The sequence below is a fragment of the Lacrimispora sp. YZC11 genome (assembly GCF_057543815.1).
In genome coordinates, this window is the sequence record NZ_BAAJYQ010000003.1 from 14,599 (window position 1) to 31,287 (window position 16,689).

The window sequence follows — 16,689 nt, forward strand, 5'->3', positions numbered from 1 at the left end:
ACCTCCTAAACAAATTTCAGCTCTTCAATCTTTTTAAACAGCTTTTTCGCAAGCACATCTCCCGACTCATCCCACACTTCCTTTTTATCGTTTGTTTCTGGAGGGAAGATCTTTTGTACCTGAGTGGGCGATCCGTTAAGACCGTAATTCATTTCGTCCTTATCCTTCATATCATCAAGGGTAAGGACCTGAATCTGTCTGTCCTTTGTCTCTGATTTTTTTACATATGACGGGAGTCTTGGCTGAAAGATATCTTTATCCACTGCTAAAAGGCATGGGAATTTTACTTTAGCTACCTCTACCTCATCGGGAAGATCCATATCTACCGTAATTCCATCTTCTTCTAACTTCCGGATCCTCACCACATTGGATACGCTTGGAAGATTTAACCATTCCGATATTTCCGGGCCTACCTGCGCGGTGTCCCCGTCTGTGGTCTGCTTGCCGCAAAGAATTAAGTCATACTCTCCCATTGCCTTAATTCCCTGTGCCAGGGTATAGCTGGTCGCAAGGACATCGGCCCCTCCAAAACGTCTGTCTGACAAAAGCGTTCCATGGTCTGCTCCCATGGAAAACGCTTCTTTAATGACCTGCATGGCCTGAGGAGGTCCCATGGAAATGACGTCAACAATACCTCCCGTTTTCTCTTTGATCCGTAGAGCAGTTTCAATGGCATACAAGTCATAGGGATTCATCTTTGAAGCCGCTCCGTCTCTTTTTAACACGCCTGTAACAGGATCCACCTCAACTTTATTGCTGTCAGGTACCTGTTTGATGCAAACAAGGATCTTCATTCTTTTTCTTCCTTTCCTAATAAACCCTACTTCCAAAATACGCGATACAGCCGGCAATTATAATGAAAGCAGCGCTGTATTTTACTGCCTGATTTAATACCTTGCTCTCACTGCCCAGCAAATTGGCTGCCGCAGCGCCAATGGCTATGCTCTGAGGGGATATGATTTTACCGATGGTGGCGCCTACGGTACTTGACGCAACCAGCCAGACCGGACTGACGCCCAGGTTTGCAGCCGTCTGAGCCTGCAGGCTGCCAAACAGAACACTGGAAGAAGTCCCGCTTCCTGTTACAAATGCCCCCAGCGCACCCACAAGAGGAGCTGTAAAAGGATAGAAACTTCCTGTCAGTGCCAGCATCGTGCCAGCAATGGCGGCAATCATTCCGCTGTATCCCATAATTTTTGACATGGCCATAATGGTAACAATGGTCAGGATGGTTTTCCACATCTGTTTCATGGTACTGATAAATACCTTCCCAATAAGTCTGAAATCCGCTCCCTGTATCTTACCGCCGATCACTGCCGCTGCTGCAATCAAAACCCCCGGTGTTTCCAGCCAGACAAACGTATATGGCTTTGCTCCCTCCCCTGTGTAAATGGAAACTGATGTTTTAACAGCGGAAAGCATCTGATTTACAGGGGGAACCATTGGGGAAGTAAGGAGTAAAAATACAAAGATCAAAAGGAAGGGCATCCAGGCTTTTGCTGCTTCCCTGCCCGTTATTTTATTTTTCCCACAGGATTTATTTTCATCAATCCCATAGTCTGGATCCGGGTTTTTAAACCATTTCTTCACAACACCTATGGTAATTGCCATGGAACAAATGGAACCGATGATCACCGGAAGCTCTGCCCCAAGAAAAGCTGCGGCCAAAAGCTCCGGTACCGCAAAAGATATTCCTGAAATAAGGGCAACCGGCCAGACTCCTTTTAAGGCCTTTACCGATTTTCCGATGATGCACACCATAAGAAAGGGTGTGATCAATAGAAACGGAGTCAATTGAAGGGCTGCTGCAAAGGCCACTTCCCCGCTTGGAAGTTCTGCGATCTGGGCTGCAGTGACCGTAGGAATTCCTACCGAACCAAATGCCGTAGGAGATGCATTGGCAACCAGACACGCTGCCGTTACCGCAATCGGAGGAAAGCCCATACCGCACAGCATACTGGCCGGAATTGCAATTGCAGTTCCAAAGCCTGCCATACCTTCCATAAAGCCTCCAAAGCACCAGCCGATGATCAGGAGCAGAATCCGTTTATCCCCGGATACTCCGGCCAGAATTTGTTTGATGCAGTCCATGCTTCCGGTTGCAATGCAAAGATTATAGGTAAAAATGGCTGCCAGAATCACGAGGCTAATGGGCCAAAGCGCAAGAGCGATTCCCTCTAAGCCTCCGGTCAGACAATTTACTGCCGGCATTTTAAAGAAGGACATAGATAGTACAATGGCAATTGCCAGTGCAATGGGACAGGCTTTAAATGCCGGAAGCTTCAACAGGCTCAAAGCAATCATAAGCCATAGAATAGGTGCCAATGCCAAAAGAAAGATAATCATATTCATAAACGCCCCCATACAACTTTCATGGTTCTCCCTACAGTGACCGGGTCTTTTTGATCTCCTCTATCAGGAGAGGAATCACCTTGACTGCATCACCGACAATCCCCACATCCGCAATATCAAAAATAGGAGCATCCTCATCTTTATTGACTGCCACAATATATCCTGAACCAACCATACCGGATACGTGCTGGGTCGCTCCTGATATCCCGCAGGCAATATATAGTTTTGGCGCCACAATTTTCCCTGACTGTCCCACCTGATGGGAACGAGGTACCCATTCTGCCTCAATGGCCGGTCTTGTCGCCCCCACAACACCATGACAGGCTGACGCGAGGTTCTCCACCAGTTTAAAATTCTCCTTGCTTCCCATCCCACGGCCGCCGGATACAATCACCTCCGCTTCCTCAAGGTTTACCGCCTCTGCCATTTCTTTTACCACATCAACGATCCTTGTGTGAACAGCTTCTTCTGATTCCACCTTCTCTTCCATAATTTTACCGGTTCTTTCCGCCAGAAGTTCCTTTACAAAGGCCCCTGGTCTGACGGCTGCAACTGCCGGTGTCCCCTTTATGACAAGATCATTGAGAATCGTCCCCCCGTAAACCGGGCAGGTAAAGATAAGACGCTCATCTCTGTCTGATATATCCATTACATCCACAGTATAGCCTGTATGAAGTGTTCCTGCAACCAGGGAAAGAAGATCTTTTCCCACAAGAGTTCCTGCTGAAAGAATCAGGAAAGGCTTAAATTTCTCTGCCAGTTTTGTAAGGACTGTTCCGTATTCCTCCATCTGATAACTCTCTTTTTTTACAATGACCGCTTTGTCTGCTCCTGCCATAATGGCTGTACGGGCCGCATCCACCAGATCTCTGCCGATTAAAACAGCAATTACCTCTTTTCCCCTGGCTTCTGCCAGCTTATGGGCTTTTGTAAGCACCTCCAGCGCACCGCCCACAGGAGTATCGGAAACGGTCTCAACATAAACCATAATATTTTTTCCATCTGAAAAACTCATTTCTTTCACCTCCTAAAAGATCCTGGCCTCTGTCATGACTGCCATCGCCTGTGCAACTGCCTCCTGCGGGCTATCCGCCTTTATTTTAATGCCTGCCGCCCGCTTTGCCGGTTCGAACACCCGGAGAACCTCCAGCATGCTGTCTTCCTCCTCAGAAGGTGTTAATTCCTTAATCTCCTTTTTTCTGGCAGCCATCTTACTTTTAATGGTGGGATACCTGGGATCGTAATTAGGCTTTTGAACCGTAACAACACAGGGAGCAGGGGATTCCAAAATCCGATAGCCTTCCTCTGTTTCCTGCTTTATTTTTATAATGCCATCCCCAGGCTCTACCTGGATCACATTGGTTGCTGCCGGCAGGGAAAGCTCTTTCGCCAAAAGAAGTCCAACCTGGCTGGAGGCATAGTCCGTGGATTCCTTTCCGCAGAAAATAAGATCAAACTTTTTACTTGAATTTTCTTCTATTTCATGGGCTGCTTTCCTTAAGATCCTTGCGATATTTAAGGGATCAAGAGACTCTGCATTTTCATGCTTTACCAGATATGCACCGTCTGCGCCCACGGCGAGACAGTTTTTCAGAGATTTTTTTACATCTTCATTACCAATAGAAACCACTGTGATTTCACCGCCCAAAGTTTCCTTTAACCTGGCAGCCATTTCAAGGGCATAGGTGTCGAAGGCGTTCACCACCGGCGTCACTCCCTCCAAATCCGGTAATTTTGCAGCCGGATCCAGGGAGATTTCCACGGAGTCATCGGGTACCTGCTTGATACAAACTAACATTTCCATGATTGGCACGCTCCTTCTTTATTTCCCAATGATATTGCCAGCAATAACAATTCTCTGGATTTCATTGGTTCCCTCAAAGATCTGGAATATCTTCGCGTCTCTTAACAGCTTTTCAACCGGATATTCCCGGCTGTATCCATAACCTCCAAACATCTGGATGGCTTCTGAAGCTACCTCCATGGCAATGTCTGAGGCATAGCACTTGGCAATGGCCGATTCCATGGTATAGGAAAGTCCCATATCCATCCTGGTCAGTGCATGGGCTACCATCTGACGGGCAGTCTCCGTCTTGATCTGCATATCGGCAACTTTAAACTGCATCGCCTGGTTTTTGATGACAGGTTTCCCGAACTGGATTCGTTCTTTCCCATACCCAACAGCCTCATCAATGCCTCTTTGTGCAATGCCTGCCGCAATACAACCCATCCAGGTACGGGCCTGATCCAGTGTCTTCATTGCAATGGAAAATCCCTTTCCTTCCTCACCGATCAAATTGGAAGCCGGTATCCTTAAATCCTCCAGCACAACGTCACAGGTATTAGAGGTCCTGATTCCCATTTTGTCTTCTTCTTTCCCAGTGCTAAGTCCCGGAGTACCGGCTTCCACTAGAAACATGGACATTCCTTTTACCCCTTTTGTTTTATCTGTCATTGCAGTGACACAATAAAAGGAGGCAACTGCTCCGTTGGTGATGAAGCACTTTCTACCATTTAGTATGTAATTATCTCCATCCTTTACAGCAGTTGTCTTGCCTGCTCCTGCATCGGAGCCTGCCCCTGGTTCTGTCAGGCAGAATGCGCCAAAACCTCCTTCCAAAACCATTTCACACACACGTTCTTTCTGTTCCTCGCTGCCTGCAATCAGCACCGGTTTTAAGGCAAGGCCGCTGGCCGAAATTGTTGTAGCAAAGCCTGCATCTGCAATTGCCATCTGCTCGATCAAAGCAGCCACATCCACACGGCTTAATCCAGGTCCTCCGTATTCCTCCGGGACCTCTAAAGCCTGATAGCCCTGCTCAATTGCCTTATCATAAATACTCTTTGGCCATTCTCCGGATACGTCGTATTCCTTACACGCCTCCTTTACTTCTTTCTCGCAGAAATTTTTCACATCCTGTAATAGGTCCTGCGCTTCTTCTGATATTAAATATGCCATTTTGCTCTCCTCCTGGATAAATGAATTTTATGTTCTAAAGCTTATAGCAGATTTTTCCGGGATTCAAAATCATCTTTGGATCAAATACTTCCTTGATGCCCTTCATCAAGCGCATGCTTGTTTCACCTGCAAATGCTGCCAGATAGTCCATCTTGCCATAACCAATGCCATGCTCACCGGAAATAAGTCCTCCGCATTCCGACGCCTTTTTGTATATAATATCCATAAATTCTGCTACCTGCCGTTTAAATGCCTCTTCCTCCATTTCATTGGCACAGGTATAGATGTGTAAGTTTCCATCCCCTGCATGACCAAAGCTCTTTATGGAAAAATCATACCGGTTTTCCAGTGATTTAACTAAGGAGAGATAGGAAGGTATCTGATTTACCGGCACTACCACATCGCACTCATCCAATAGCTTTGTTTCCGCCTCAATGGCTTCAAGGAAGGTACTTCTGGCTTCCCAGGCTTCCTTCTTTTTCACCGGCGTATCCGCCACCAGTACGTCTACGGCCCCTTCCTCCAAAACCACCTCTGCCGCCTGCTCCGAAAGTTCTTCTAAAAGCTCCAGCTTATCACCGTCAAAGGTGATGAGTAAGTATGCGCCGATATCAACGCCGTCAACTTCTTTTGGAAATACATTCTTTCCCAGATACCGCTCCGAAGAAAGAACAATTTCTTTCTCCATGAACTCCAGTGCCTGCGGCTTTAAGCCGGCCATGAAAATCTTAGGCACCGTCCCGATACAGTCCGTAAGATTTTCAAAGGGGACAATAAGGCTTATGGTTTCTTTGGGCGCCGGAATTACCTTAAGAGTCAGTTCGGTGATAATCCCAAGGGTTCCTTCCGAGCCGATCATTAAATGAATCAGGCTGTAGCCGGTAGAGCTCTTGGAAACAGGCGCACCCAGACTGATGATTTCGCCCGTAGGAAGCACCACGGTCATGGCCCTTACATAATCTCTGGTACAACCGTATTTGACGGCCCTCATACCCCCTGCATTTGTTGAAACATTACCTCCCAGGGTCGCAAACTTCTCCCCTGGATCCGGCGGATATAAAAGTCCCTGACGCTTAGCATCCTCCGCAAGATCGTTAAGCAGAACGCCGGGCTGGACACGGACAACAAAGTTTTCCCTGTCATAATCAAGGATCTGGTTCATCTTACTCATATCAAGTAAAACTCCGCCGTGAAGGGCCACAGCCGCTCCCGTTAGACCGGTTCCTGCTCCCCTTGGAATCACTGGAACATTGTTTGAAAAGCACAGTTTCACAATGGCAGCAATGTCCTCCGTACTGGTCGCATCAATTACCACCTCCGGAATGCCTTTTCCATAGATCGGCATCTCATCGTGGAAATAATCCTCATTCATTTCTTCTTTCTCATGAACCTTACCCGGAACGATTTTCTTAAATTCCTGTATGAGTTCCGGGGTAACTTTGTTGTAAGTTACTTCTTCCATCTTAATTTCTCCTTTACGGTAATTACTAAGCCGGTCTGCTCCTGACGATTACGGAAACCCCGTCAGGAATGACCGTAATCTTCCCATCAGCCTTACCCAGATAGTGATCTGCCATGGAAATTGCCTCTTCCACGCTGTCTGCATAATCCATCTGCATGTTACGGACCATTTCCCTGGGAGCCTGGGTGACCATGATCACCTTATATTTCAAGAGAATTCTGCACAGAATCTGTGCCTCCCACTGATCCGGTACGGTTTTATCCCGGGGCGTATCAAGAAACCGGTTCATGATTGCATTCTTATCTTCTCCCCCTGCAAAAGTATCGTAAAGGGACTGGCCTCCATGGCCGTCGCTGCAGCTTGATACCATGATGATGACACCCCCGGGATTGCAGGTGGCCTCTGCTGCCGTCATTCCTTTTACCGACTGGTATATATTCTGGTCCAGGGGATATCCGCCGTTCGTAGTGATTACAATATCCGCCGGAATGGCATCCACTCCTGATAGCTGGTCCACAAACTTACAGCCTTCCTTATGAGCTTCGTTAAAATGGCCCGCATAGGCCTTTATCACTTTCTTATTTTCATCCAGCACTACATTGACAATAAAAGCAAGCTTTGCCTGCTCTGCGGCATAAACCATATCCCTTTGTATGGGATTTCCCTCCAGAATACCGGTTCTTGCATACGGACTGTCAATAAACTCAGAGCAATGGTTTGCCATGACCGTCACCCCGCTTGAGACTCCCGGCAGCACGCTTTTTCTACCGCCGGAAAAGCCCGCAAAAAAATGCGGTTCGATAAAGCCTTCTGAGATTAGAAGATCTGCCTCTGCCGCTATCCGGTTAATCAATAGCTTCCCCCCTGAGGGGAGGGTGTCTATGAAAACCATATCCTCATCCTTTCGGCTTTCATGAACAACAAAGCGGATATCCGTCCGGCCGGCAATTTCCTGGCCGAACTTATCAATGAGCTCCTCCCTGGTGGTGGATCTGTGAAATCCGGTGGCAATAAGGATTGTAAGCTGTGCCTGGGGATTTCCTTCTTTGATTTCCTTTATGACCGCAGGTGCTATCACCCGGCTTGGAACCGGCCGGGTATGGTCGCTTGCTATCATAACAATGTTTTTCTTACCCTTAACCAGTTCTTTCAGCCTTGGGGAGTGGATGGGGTGTTCCATCGCTTTCCGGACCAGATCCTCTTCCCCACCATCTGCCTGATAGCTGTGAGCTCCTGACATAAGTAACCCGTTTAATCTGCTGTCAGGAATATTCAGACTGATTTTTTCCCTTCCAAAGGGAAGCTGCACAACCGCCATATCTCTTTCTCCTCCCTATCCGTTATCCTTTGTATTGATAGAAACCGCTTCCGGTTTTCTGTCCAAGCTTTCCGCCCCGCACCATCTTCTTAAGCAAAGGATGAGGACGGTATTTGGGATCTCCTGTTTCCGAAGAAAGCACCTCCATAATGGCAAGGACCACGTCAAGCCCGATTAAGTCTCCCAGTTCCAGAGGTCCCATGGGATGGTTGGCTCCCAGCTTCATGGCGCTGTCAATGCCCTCCGGGTCTGCAACTCCTTCTGCATAAATTCCGATTCCCTCATTGATCATCGGTATGAGAATCCTGTTTACCACAAACCCTGCGGCCTCCTCTGCCTGTACAGGAACCTTTCCTATGTCAGCGGCTATTTTCTTGATCTCTGTGATCATTTCAGGAGGAGTGTTAAGTCCTGCAATGACCTCCACCAGCTTCATAACCGGCGCCGGATTAAAAAAATGCATTCCCGCAACCGGCCGGTCAAGCCCTGCCCCAAGCTCTGTGATGGAGAGTGAGGACGTATTGCTTACAAACAATGCTTCTTTTTTGCATATATCCTGGAGTTCCTGAAACGTCTGTTTTTTCACTGCCATATCTTCAATGGCTGCTTCTACCACCAGATCACAGTCCTGGCAGATACTGATTACCCCTGTTTGAATTTTGGACAAAACTGCATCAGCACTTTCCTGTGTCATTTTTCCTTTTGCGGCTCTCCGTTCCAGGCCCTTTGCAATTTTCTTTTTTCCATTTGCCGCAAACGCCTCATTGATATCACATAAAAATACTTCATACCCCTCTGTCTGGGCAAATGCCTGGGCAATTCCTGACCCCATGGTCCCTGCACCAATAATTCCGACTTTCATTTCATATCCCTCCTTCTATGTTTGTATGTGTCGGGACAAATCACCCCTCGCCTTACTTCATAAGAAACGTTCTTTCTTTCCGTTTCTCAAGAAATGCTCCCATTCCTTCCTTTTGATCCAGGGTCTCAAAGCAGTCTCCGAAAAGCCGTTCTTCAATGGCGACCGCCTGATCCATATCCACCTGAAGACCATCATTGATGGCTTTTTTACAATTTCTCACCGCAATGGGAGCATTATCAGCAATTCCTTTTGCCATCTTTTTCGCCTCGGAAAGCAGGTCCTCTTGAGGGTATACGGCATTGACAAGGCCAATCCGGTAAGCTTCCTCTGCCTTTATATTTCTTGCAGTAAACATCATCTGTTTCGCCATTCCAGGGCCAATGATTCTTGCCAGTCTCTGGGTGCCTCCAAAACCGGGGGTAATGCCAAGACCTGCTTCCGGCTGTCCAAATACGGCATTTTCAGAACAGATCCGTATGTCGCAGCTTAAGCAGAGTTCGCAGCCTCCGCCAAGGGCAAATCCATTTACCGCAGCTATGACAGGAAGGGGAAAGGTTTCCAGACGGCGGAAGATATGGTTTCCCCTTTTTCCAAAGGCCTCTCCTTCCTTTTTTGTGAAGGTGCTCATTTCTGCAATGTCCGCTCCTGCCACAAAGGATTTATTTCCGGCTCCCGTAAGAATCATTGCTCTGACGGAAGCTGTGTCAATCTGGTCAAGAATCTGGTCAAGCTCCTCTAAAACCTGGCTGTTTAAAGCATTTAAAGCATTGGGACGGTTAATGGTAATGATACTTATCAGTCCTTCCGCTTCGTATGTAACAAATTCCATGTACCGGCACCTCATTTCTTTCATTATTATGTCAACCGTTTTATTCTCTTTTCACGATGGTGGCGCAGCCCATACCGCCTCCGATGCAAAGGGTGGCAAGCCCCTTTTTCGCATTCCGTTTTTCCATCTCATGAAGCAGCGTCACAAGAATCCGGCATCCGGATGCTCCTACCGGATGGCCAAGGGCAATGGCCCCGCCGTTTACATTTACCTTTGACAGATCAAGATTTAGATCTTTCGCCACAGCTAATGACTGGGCCGCAAATGCTTCATTGGCCTCAATGAGATCAAACTCATCCACCGTCATATTCGTCTTTTGAAGAAGCTTTCTGGTTGCTGCCACCGGACCCACGCCCATTATCTCAGGTGCTACGCCTGCAAGGGTACCTGCTTCCCAGTATGCCATGGGCTTAACGCCCAGCTCCTTTGCCTTTTCTTCACTCATGACTACAATTGCTGCCGCACCATCGTTTATGCTGGAGGAATTGGCGGCCGTAACGACTCCCTCCGTTTGAAAGGCCGGGCGCAGTTTTGAAATTCCTTCCGCCGTTGTTCCGGGCCTTGGACCTTCATCCCGGTCAAAGACAACGGTTTCCTTTTTCTTTTTGATCTCCATTGGCACAATCTCTTCCTGAAAACGGCCGGATTCAACGGCTGCACATGCCTTCAACTGGCTGGATGCCGCAAAACGGTCAAGCTCCTCTCTTGTAAGCCCCCACTGCTTTGCCACATTTTCTGCCGTTACACCCATATGGTAATCATGGGATGCATCCCATAGTGCGTCATTTACCATAGCATCAATGAGCTGGCCGTGATTCATGCGGTATCCGAAACGGGCATCTTTTAAAAGATAAGGGGCCATGGACATATTTTCCGTTCCTCCGGCCACTACAATATCCGCTTCTTTGCACTGGATCATCTGGGCTGCCAGATTTACACAGTTTAACCCGGAACCACATACCACATTGATGGTAACCGCAGGAGTCTCCACAGGAATCCCTGCCTTTAATGAAGCCTGGCGAGCCACATTCTGTCCCAGGCCAGCCTGAATCACGCATCCCATATAGACAAAATCAACCTGATCCGGCTTGACTCCTGCCCGTTTTAATGCCTCATTGATAACGGCTGCTCCCATATCCTGGGGAGGAACTGTGCTTAATGCTCCTCCCATGGTTCCGATAGCCGTGCGGCAGGCTCCTGCCAATACAACCCTTTCCCCCATAATAAGACCTCCTTTTCCATCAAATACAACAATGTCATAAGCTACGTTCTTTATTCAAGCTCCTTATAAAGAGTTTTTCCTGACTGGTTTTTAGGAATCTTATCCACCCGGCGAATCTCTGCTGCCCTGGAATTTATCCCTGTCATCTGGTAAAGATGTTCCAGGATCAGCTCCTCTCCAGATTCCTCCCTGTGATCTGTATAAATGACCAGATTGTCATCTGTTCCCACACAGGCAAAATCAATTCCATCAAAATGTTCCTTTAACAGCCGCTCTGCCTCATCAAGATTTACCCTGTTTCCAAACATTTTGATGAAACGTTTCTTTCTTCCGGTGATGTAGTAATAACCGTCCTGATCACGTTTTGCCATATCACCGGTATGCAGGAGGCCCTTCCACTCATCTTCTTTTTTTAAATCCTCAGGGCAGCAGGCATATCCAAGGGCTACATTTTCCCCTTCATATACCAGTTCTCCCTGGGTATCCGGTTCTTTGATTTCTTCTCCCTTATCATCCTCCAGCCAGAACCTGCCTCCTGGTATGGCAATTCCCATGCTCCCGCATCGCTCCACTGCTTTTGCAGCGGGCAAATACCCCATTCTAGCCGTGGCCTCTGTCTGTCCATACATTACAACAAATTGCTTTCCTGTCTTTTCTGCATAGGAAGCAAACTCCTTATGAAGGTTCATGGGAAGCTTTCCTCCTGCCTGTGTCATGGTCCGTAAATCCGGTAAGTCCATCTGGAGAAACCCGATCCGTTTCAGAACCTGGTAGGTATAGGGAACTCCTCCAAAGGATGTGGCCATTTTCTCCTTTACAAAATCCCAAAACGGCTGCTCTACCATACTGCGGACCGTAAGCAAAAGGGCTGCCCCCACGTTTACGTGGCTGTTGATGATGGATAATCCATAGGTGTAATTCATGGGCAGTGTGGTAACTGGCCGTTCCTTCTCATGGATATCAAGATACTTACATATGGACTCTGTATTGGCATCGATGTTCCTTCCGCTCTGCCTCACAAGCTTTGGACTTCCTGTACTCCCTGATGTAGTAAGAAGCAGGGAAAGCTCTCCGTAAAGGGAAGGCGGCAGCTTCTCCTTTCTGCGGCACAGACAGTATCCCTGTATTTTCCATACGATCTCACATTCCTCTGCCTTTAAAAGGCAGTCCTGGGGTATGTATAGAAAAGCCGGGTGGTATTCACGGATCAGCCGCATTAGAAGCTCCTGGTTGATGTGTTTTTCCAGCATCAAAGGAACCACCCCTGTTTTTAAACAGCCCAGATACCCAAGAAGAGACCCAATGGTATTCTGGCATAATATAAAAATCAGTTTTTTCCCTCCGATATACCGGTACAGCTCCTCTGCAAAAGAATCCAGATCCCGGTATGTCACCGTCTGTCCGGCATCATCTGCTGCCAGCATCCGGTCTCCGTATGTCTTTTCTTCCTGAAACAGACGCATATTACTCCTCCCAGACAATTTCCCTGGACAGTATCTCGATCAGATCCTGCCCATCCCATACAAGATCCATATTCAAGGCTTCCCCTATGGGCACCACCCTGTGGATTCCATATAAATGGTTATTTATAATATAATCTGTCAGTTCCTTCCTGCGGATTCCGTAATACGTCACCGTCTGAAGTTTTCTGACTGCCAATTGCCCGACTGCCGTCCGGTAATCTCCCTGATACTCAAAAAACAATCCGCAGGTCCCACGGTACCGTTCCGGATTTGGAGGAATTTTAGAAAGCAGGACCGTATAAAGCAGGTTATCGTATTGCTCTGTCCTTAAGATTTCCTCCGTTATCATGGCATATCTGCATAAGGTCTCGTATTTTTTCATGGCCTTATGAGGGCTTAACTCATAAGCGGCTGCTTCTTTCCTCACGGCGTTCCACCATCTTGTGCGGATCTGTTCTGCCTTTTCCGCTTCCTCTTCCTGGTTCCATATGACAAACTGAGGACTGGAGCAGGCATTCTGGTCCATAGCATAAGCATCCTTTACAAATCCGTATGCCAGCGTTTGAAGGACTTCATCAGGAATCGTTCCAATCCGTTTTGTATCCAGTATACAGATGGAATACCGGTCTGGAAACATGACCTGTACGGCATCCGGTCTTAGTTTCATTCCCCTGACCGATTGTATGGCCTGATCTCCTCCCCATACCATAAGACCATCGCATTCCTCCAGCCAGCTTTTGATGATTTCATTGTCTCTTTTACAGGAAAAAACAGAAATCCGATTTCTGACAAAAGAAAATTCCGGCCGGCCCAATAGATTATCAATTATTTCACAAAGTTTGTGATCCTCATCCCGGCTCTTAGAAGAGATCCGTACCACGCAGCTATTTCCAGCCAATAGACCGATGACCATACTGTAGGCAAACAACACCGGGACATTGGAAGAAACAATATGAAATGTCACACCTCTTCCTATGCGAAGTTTTCTATCCTCGTACCGCATCCGAAATTCCTCCATATGGGTCCTTCTTAACCAGAACCCAAAAGCCGGGATTTCACGGTAGGTTTCAAGCTCCGTTCTCCTTTTGCGTATTTCAATAGAAAGCTGTTCCAGAAAATCCAAAACAGGTTCGGAAAAAGGTTTTAACGGCTCAGCTTCCGGCTGGCTTACCCCTGCCAGATAGGTAACATCATCCATCATAGGTGTCGCTGCACCCCCTTATCTCAGCCTGGTGTATTCTCCCCAATACATTAAAATATTTTCCCAGACGGCCGCAGGGACAATCATCCTCTCCCAGGATGATTCCCTCATCCTCCGTAAGTATGGAATGCCCGGGATAAGAAAGTGCAAGAGGGGAAAGTACCTGTATGATCCCTTTTTCTCCATGGGAACAAACACTGAAATCCTTACCCCGTCTGGTTATGATATCGGAATATAAGCTTGCATGGAGGTGCCCCTTGGGACATTCCATATAGATGCTGCCTGTCTGTTCTGCCATTCCATAATAATTATGGATTTCCTTTATACTGGACACTTCCCTGATCCTCTCCTTAAATTCATGAGCGGAAACCGATTGATCCTCAAGCTTTTTAAATCCTCCCCCATGGATCAGGATTCCTTCCGAAAGATCCAGCTTCTGTACGGACTTTGCAAGGGCCTGATAGAAATACTTCCAGATTATATAGGTAAAACCAAATATCAAGATCCGTTTTCCCGTATAACGGTCCAGAAATTGCTGGATTCTTTCCGTATCAAGATTCATATCCTGGTCCAGCCCATAACAGATTCTGGAGGAAAAGATGGAAAATCCAAGGATTCCCGCTCCTCTGGCTGAAAATAAGTTTCTATTTTTTAATACATCCGGACTGTCCAGGACAAGAAGAGGAAGTCTTTCCTCTCCCCAAAAGTCTCCTCCAATGTTTGCCAGCGCCCTCTGTTGGTAATTTGCCGTATCCCTATCCAGATAAATCCTTGAAACCGTCTGCCCTTTTGTTCCGGAAGAAGTCATGGTCTTAAATACCTTGTTTCCTGGGATGCTGATTAAGTCCATATCCTTAAAAAGTCCAACCGGCAGCATAGGGATCTCTTCTTCTCCCATGTGACTATGTTCCGGGATCATAAGGTGTTTCAACAATTGTCCGTATGAATGGCAGTGCTTTCTGTGATAATCCGTCAGTTCTGTCAGCCATTCTCCGTACATCAGTTTTTTCTCATCCTTTGCTGTAGAAAACGGCTTCCTGTTCAGAATGCCATCATAATCCATAATAAATGGCTTCCCCCCTTTTTTAAATCACAACACCGTATTTTGCCAGAACTTCCTTTCCTTTTTCATAGGATGAAAAAGCCATTACATCCGAAGTACTGATATGGATATCAAACGTCTCCTCCAGATCTGAAATCAGATCCATATGTCCCAGTGAATCCCAGGAATGGGTTCCTCTGTAATTCAGACCGGGAAGGTCCTCTTCCTTTACTCTTAAAGCCCGGATAAATAACCGGTTGTAAGTCTCTAAATTTGTCATAAAATCTCACTCCCTTTCTCCTGCTACGGCAAACAATGTTTTCTTCATCATCTGCCTGCTTCTGACCGTAAGAACTCTTTCCCCATGCTGATTTTTACAGGTACTGAAGAAAAGTCCGATGTAGCAGTCCTCCTGTTCCTCAAAGGAAACAAACCGGACGGTAATTTCTACCGTATCCCCGCAGAAAACCGGCCGTATGAATCTGGTATTGTGTTCCATGTACACCGTTCCGCTTCCGGGAATCCTTGTTCCCATAAGTGCGGAAACCAGGGAATCAATGAACATTCCATGAGCCAGCGGCCGGTCAAATCCGGTCTTTAAAGCGACCTGTGTATCCTGGTGAAGCCTGCTTTCATCCTGAGTCAGCCTGGCAAACATTTCTATATCCTCTTTCGTTATGGTTCTCTTTGCCGCTGCCGTTTCATGAAGATACAGCACTCTTTTTTCCTGGGACAGGGAGGGGGTTTCCCCATTTGATTTTGAAAGCTCCTGCTCCAGCTGTCTGAAGCTTTCTTCATCCCATACCACAGCCACCTTGTAACGTGCTTTTAAATTTTTCACTTCCGCACATCTTCTGCTGCAGCCGCAGACCACCACCCAATAATCGCAGACCTGGTCTCCCTTTGGGGTCACGTATTCATGCCCAGGGTTTGATTCTCTTAATTTTCCCACCCGTTTTGCCCTGTCATACACAGGATTGCAGCCCCCGCAGTACTTAATCCCAATTACCATCTCCGCCTCCGAATACCTGGCTACTTCTGACATTCCAGCATGCTTTGCAGTTCCTCGGCCACGGTGCTTAAGGGCCTGTTGCTATCACTGACAATGCAGATCTTACGCTCAGGGATCTGTTCATGAAGCTTTATTTCCAGAATATCCTTCGCCTCAAGGAATGGTCCGGCAAACTCCTCCGGCACAAATCCGATTCCAAGATTCTTTCGGATAACCGGTATAATTAGATCCATAGTAGCCACCTCAATGGCTGACTGCATGGTAAGGCCGCAGGAACGGTAGAACTCCTGAAGAAAACCAAAGGTAGTGGTGGTACTGGACATGGTGATAAGAGGAAGCTTCACTACCTCTGAGAGGAACATTTTCCTCTCTCCATATTCCTCATACATTCTTCCTCCCACCAGAATGCTCTTAAAGGATTTGACTTCAACTACCTTCAACCTCTGTTCATAGTCAATAGGGGTTGTAATAATCGCCAGATCTATCTTTCCAGCTTTCAGTTCACTGAGAGTCTGCGTCGTATTACAATTGAAGATATTAAGTTTCACCTGAGGATACTGTTCCTGGAAGATTTTCAGTTTCTCCACCAGATAAGACCGCATAGCCACCTGAGTTACCCCTACATTAATATGGTCATGCTGCTCTCCCATCAATTCTCTCAGCGTTTCTTCCCCCCGCATCAGTTGTTTGCATGCAGGAGCCACATAGCTGTAGAGATGTTCTCCTTCGGCTGTCAGCGTGACGCCTTTTCTGGATCGTATAAACAGCTTGCACCCCAACATGCTCTCAAGATTCTGCATGCAATATGTAACTGATGGCTGGCTCGTTACCAAGGCATTTGCGGCTCTGGTGAAATTCTTGTATTTGGCTACATAGTAAAAGACTTTATAATGCTCAAAATTAGCAGTCATACCATCACTTCTTTCATAAAATATTCATATAGTAATCTCCATTGACAAACCGTCCC

At 47.1% G+C, this 16,689-nt stretch carries 16 protein-coding genes; all 16 read right to left on the reverse strand.

Annotation, left to right across the window (positions count from 1 at the left end; translation table 11 throughout):
- Positions 1-5: 5 nt before the first annotated feature.
- The 16 genes from AC27IJ_RS02035 to AC27IJ_RS02110 are packed head-to-tail and all read right to left on the reverse strand — an operon-like array spanning position 6 to position 16,633.
- Positions 6-794, reverse strand: coding sequence for an electron transfer flavoprotein subunit beta/FixA family protein (locus AC27IJ_RS02035; protein ID WP_313260234.1), 789 nt, complete (start codon positions 792-794; stop codon positions 6-8).
- Positions 795-810: 16 nt separating this feature from the next.
- Entirely contained in the window at positions 811-2,352 is a 1,542-nt protein-coding gene (locus AC27IJ_RS02040) for an L-lactate permease (RefSeq protein WP_487147307.1), read from the reverse strand.
- Between the two features lie 31 nt (positions 2,353-2,383).
- Positions 2,384-3,367: an electron transfer flavoprotein subunit alpha/FixB family protein gene (locus AC27IJ_RS02045; RefSeq protein ID WP_487147308.1), complete on the reverse strand. Its 984-nt coding sequence runs from the start codon at positions 3,365-3,367 to the stop codon at positions 2,384-2,386.
- A 12-nt stretch (positions 3,368-3,379) separates the two neighbouring features.
- On the reverse strand, positions 3,380-4,156 hold the full coding sequence (locus AC27IJ_RS02050; RefSeq protein ID WP_313256521.1) for an electron transfer flavoprotein subunit beta/FixA family protein: 777 nt from the start codon (positions 4,154-4,156) through the stop codon (positions 3,380-3,382).
- Between the two features lie 18 nt (positions 4,157-4,174).
- A complete protein-coding gene (locus AC27IJ_RS02055) occupies positions 4,175-5,311 on the reverse strand; it encodes an acyl-CoA dehydrogenase family protein (protein ID WP_312446511.1) in 1,137 nt (378 codons plus the stop codon).
- Positions 5,312-5,345: 34 nt separating this feature from the next.
- Complete coding sequence (locus tag AC27IJ_RS02060) at positions 5,346-6,773, reverse strand: FAD-binding oxidoreductase (RefSeq protein ID WP_313256523.1); 1,428 nt, start codon at positions 6,771-6,773, stop codon at positions 5,346-5,348.
- Between the two features lie 25 nt (positions 6,774-6,798).
- The gene (larA, locus tag AC27IJ_RS02065) at positions 6,799-8,091 is read right to left on the reverse strand and encodes a nickel-dependent lactate racemase (RefSeq protein ID WP_487147309.1); all 1,293 of its coding nucleotides are present in this window, start codon (positions 8,089-8,091) and stop codon (positions 6,799-6,801) included.
- A 22-nt stretch (positions 8,092-8,113) separates the two neighbouring features.
- Positions 8,114-8,953 carry a 3-hydroxyacyl-CoA dehydrogenase family protein gene (locus AC27IJ_RS02070; RefSeq protein WP_312446508.1) on the reverse strand — a complete coding sequence of 280 codons (840 nt, stop codon included), beginning with the start codon at positions 8,951-8,953 and terminating at the stop codon, positions 8,114-8,116.
- Positions 8,954-9,005: 52 nt separating this feature from the next.
- A complete protein-coding gene (locus AC27IJ_RS02075) occupies positions 9,006-9,782 on the reverse strand; it encodes an enoyl-CoA hydratase-related protein (RefSeq protein WP_487147310.1) in 777 nt (258 codons plus the stop codon).
- Positions 9,783-9,822: 40 nt separating this feature from the next.
- Positions 9,823-11,004 (reverse strand): acetyl-CoA C-acetyltransferase, encoded by a 1,182-nt coding sequence (locus tag AC27IJ_RS02080; RefSeq protein ID WP_487147311.1) that lies wholly within the window; start codon positions 11,002-11,004, stop codon positions 9,823-9,825.
- A 50-nt stretch (positions 11,005-11,054) separates the two neighbouring features.
- Positions 11,055-12,467, reverse strand: a complete 1,413-nt coding sequence (locus tag AC27IJ_RS02085) for an AMP-binding protein (RefSeq protein WP_487147312.1) — start codon at positions 12,465-12,467, stop codon at positions 11,055-11,057.
- Position 12,468: 1 nt separating this feature from the next.
- Entirely contained in the window at positions 12,469-13,668 is a 1,200-nt protein-coding gene (locus AC27IJ_RS02090) for an acyl-CoA reductase (protein WP_487147313.1), read from the reverse strand.
- Positions 13,658-14,731 carry a LuxE/PaaK family acyltransferase gene (locus AC27IJ_RS02095; protein ID WP_487147314.1) on the reverse strand — a complete coding sequence of 358 codons (1,074 nt, stop codon included), beginning with the start codon at positions 14,729-14,731 and terminating at the stop codon, positions 13,658-13,660. Before AC27IJ_RS02095 ends, AC27IJ_RS02090 begins: the two co-directional genes overlap by 11 nt.
- A 22-nt stretch (positions 14,732-14,753) precedes the next feature.
- Entirely contained in the window at positions 14,754-14,990 is a 237-nt protein-coding gene (locus AC27IJ_RS02100) for an acyl carrier protein (RefSeq protein ID WP_312446501.1), read from the reverse strand.
- Positions 14,991-14,996: 6 nt separating this feature from the next.
- Positions 14,997-15,722, reverse strand: a complete 726-nt coding sequence (locus AC27IJ_RS02105) for a MaoC family dehydratase (RefSeq protein ID WP_312446500.1) — start codon at positions 15,720-15,722, stop codon at positions 14,997-14,999.
- A gap of 20 nt (positions 15,723-15,742) precedes the next feature.
- Entirely contained in the window at positions 15,743-16,633 is an 891-nt protein-coding gene (locus tag AC27IJ_RS02110) for a LysR family transcriptional regulator (protein WP_312446499.1), read from the reverse strand.
- Positions 16,634-16,689 lie beyond the last annotated feature (56 nt).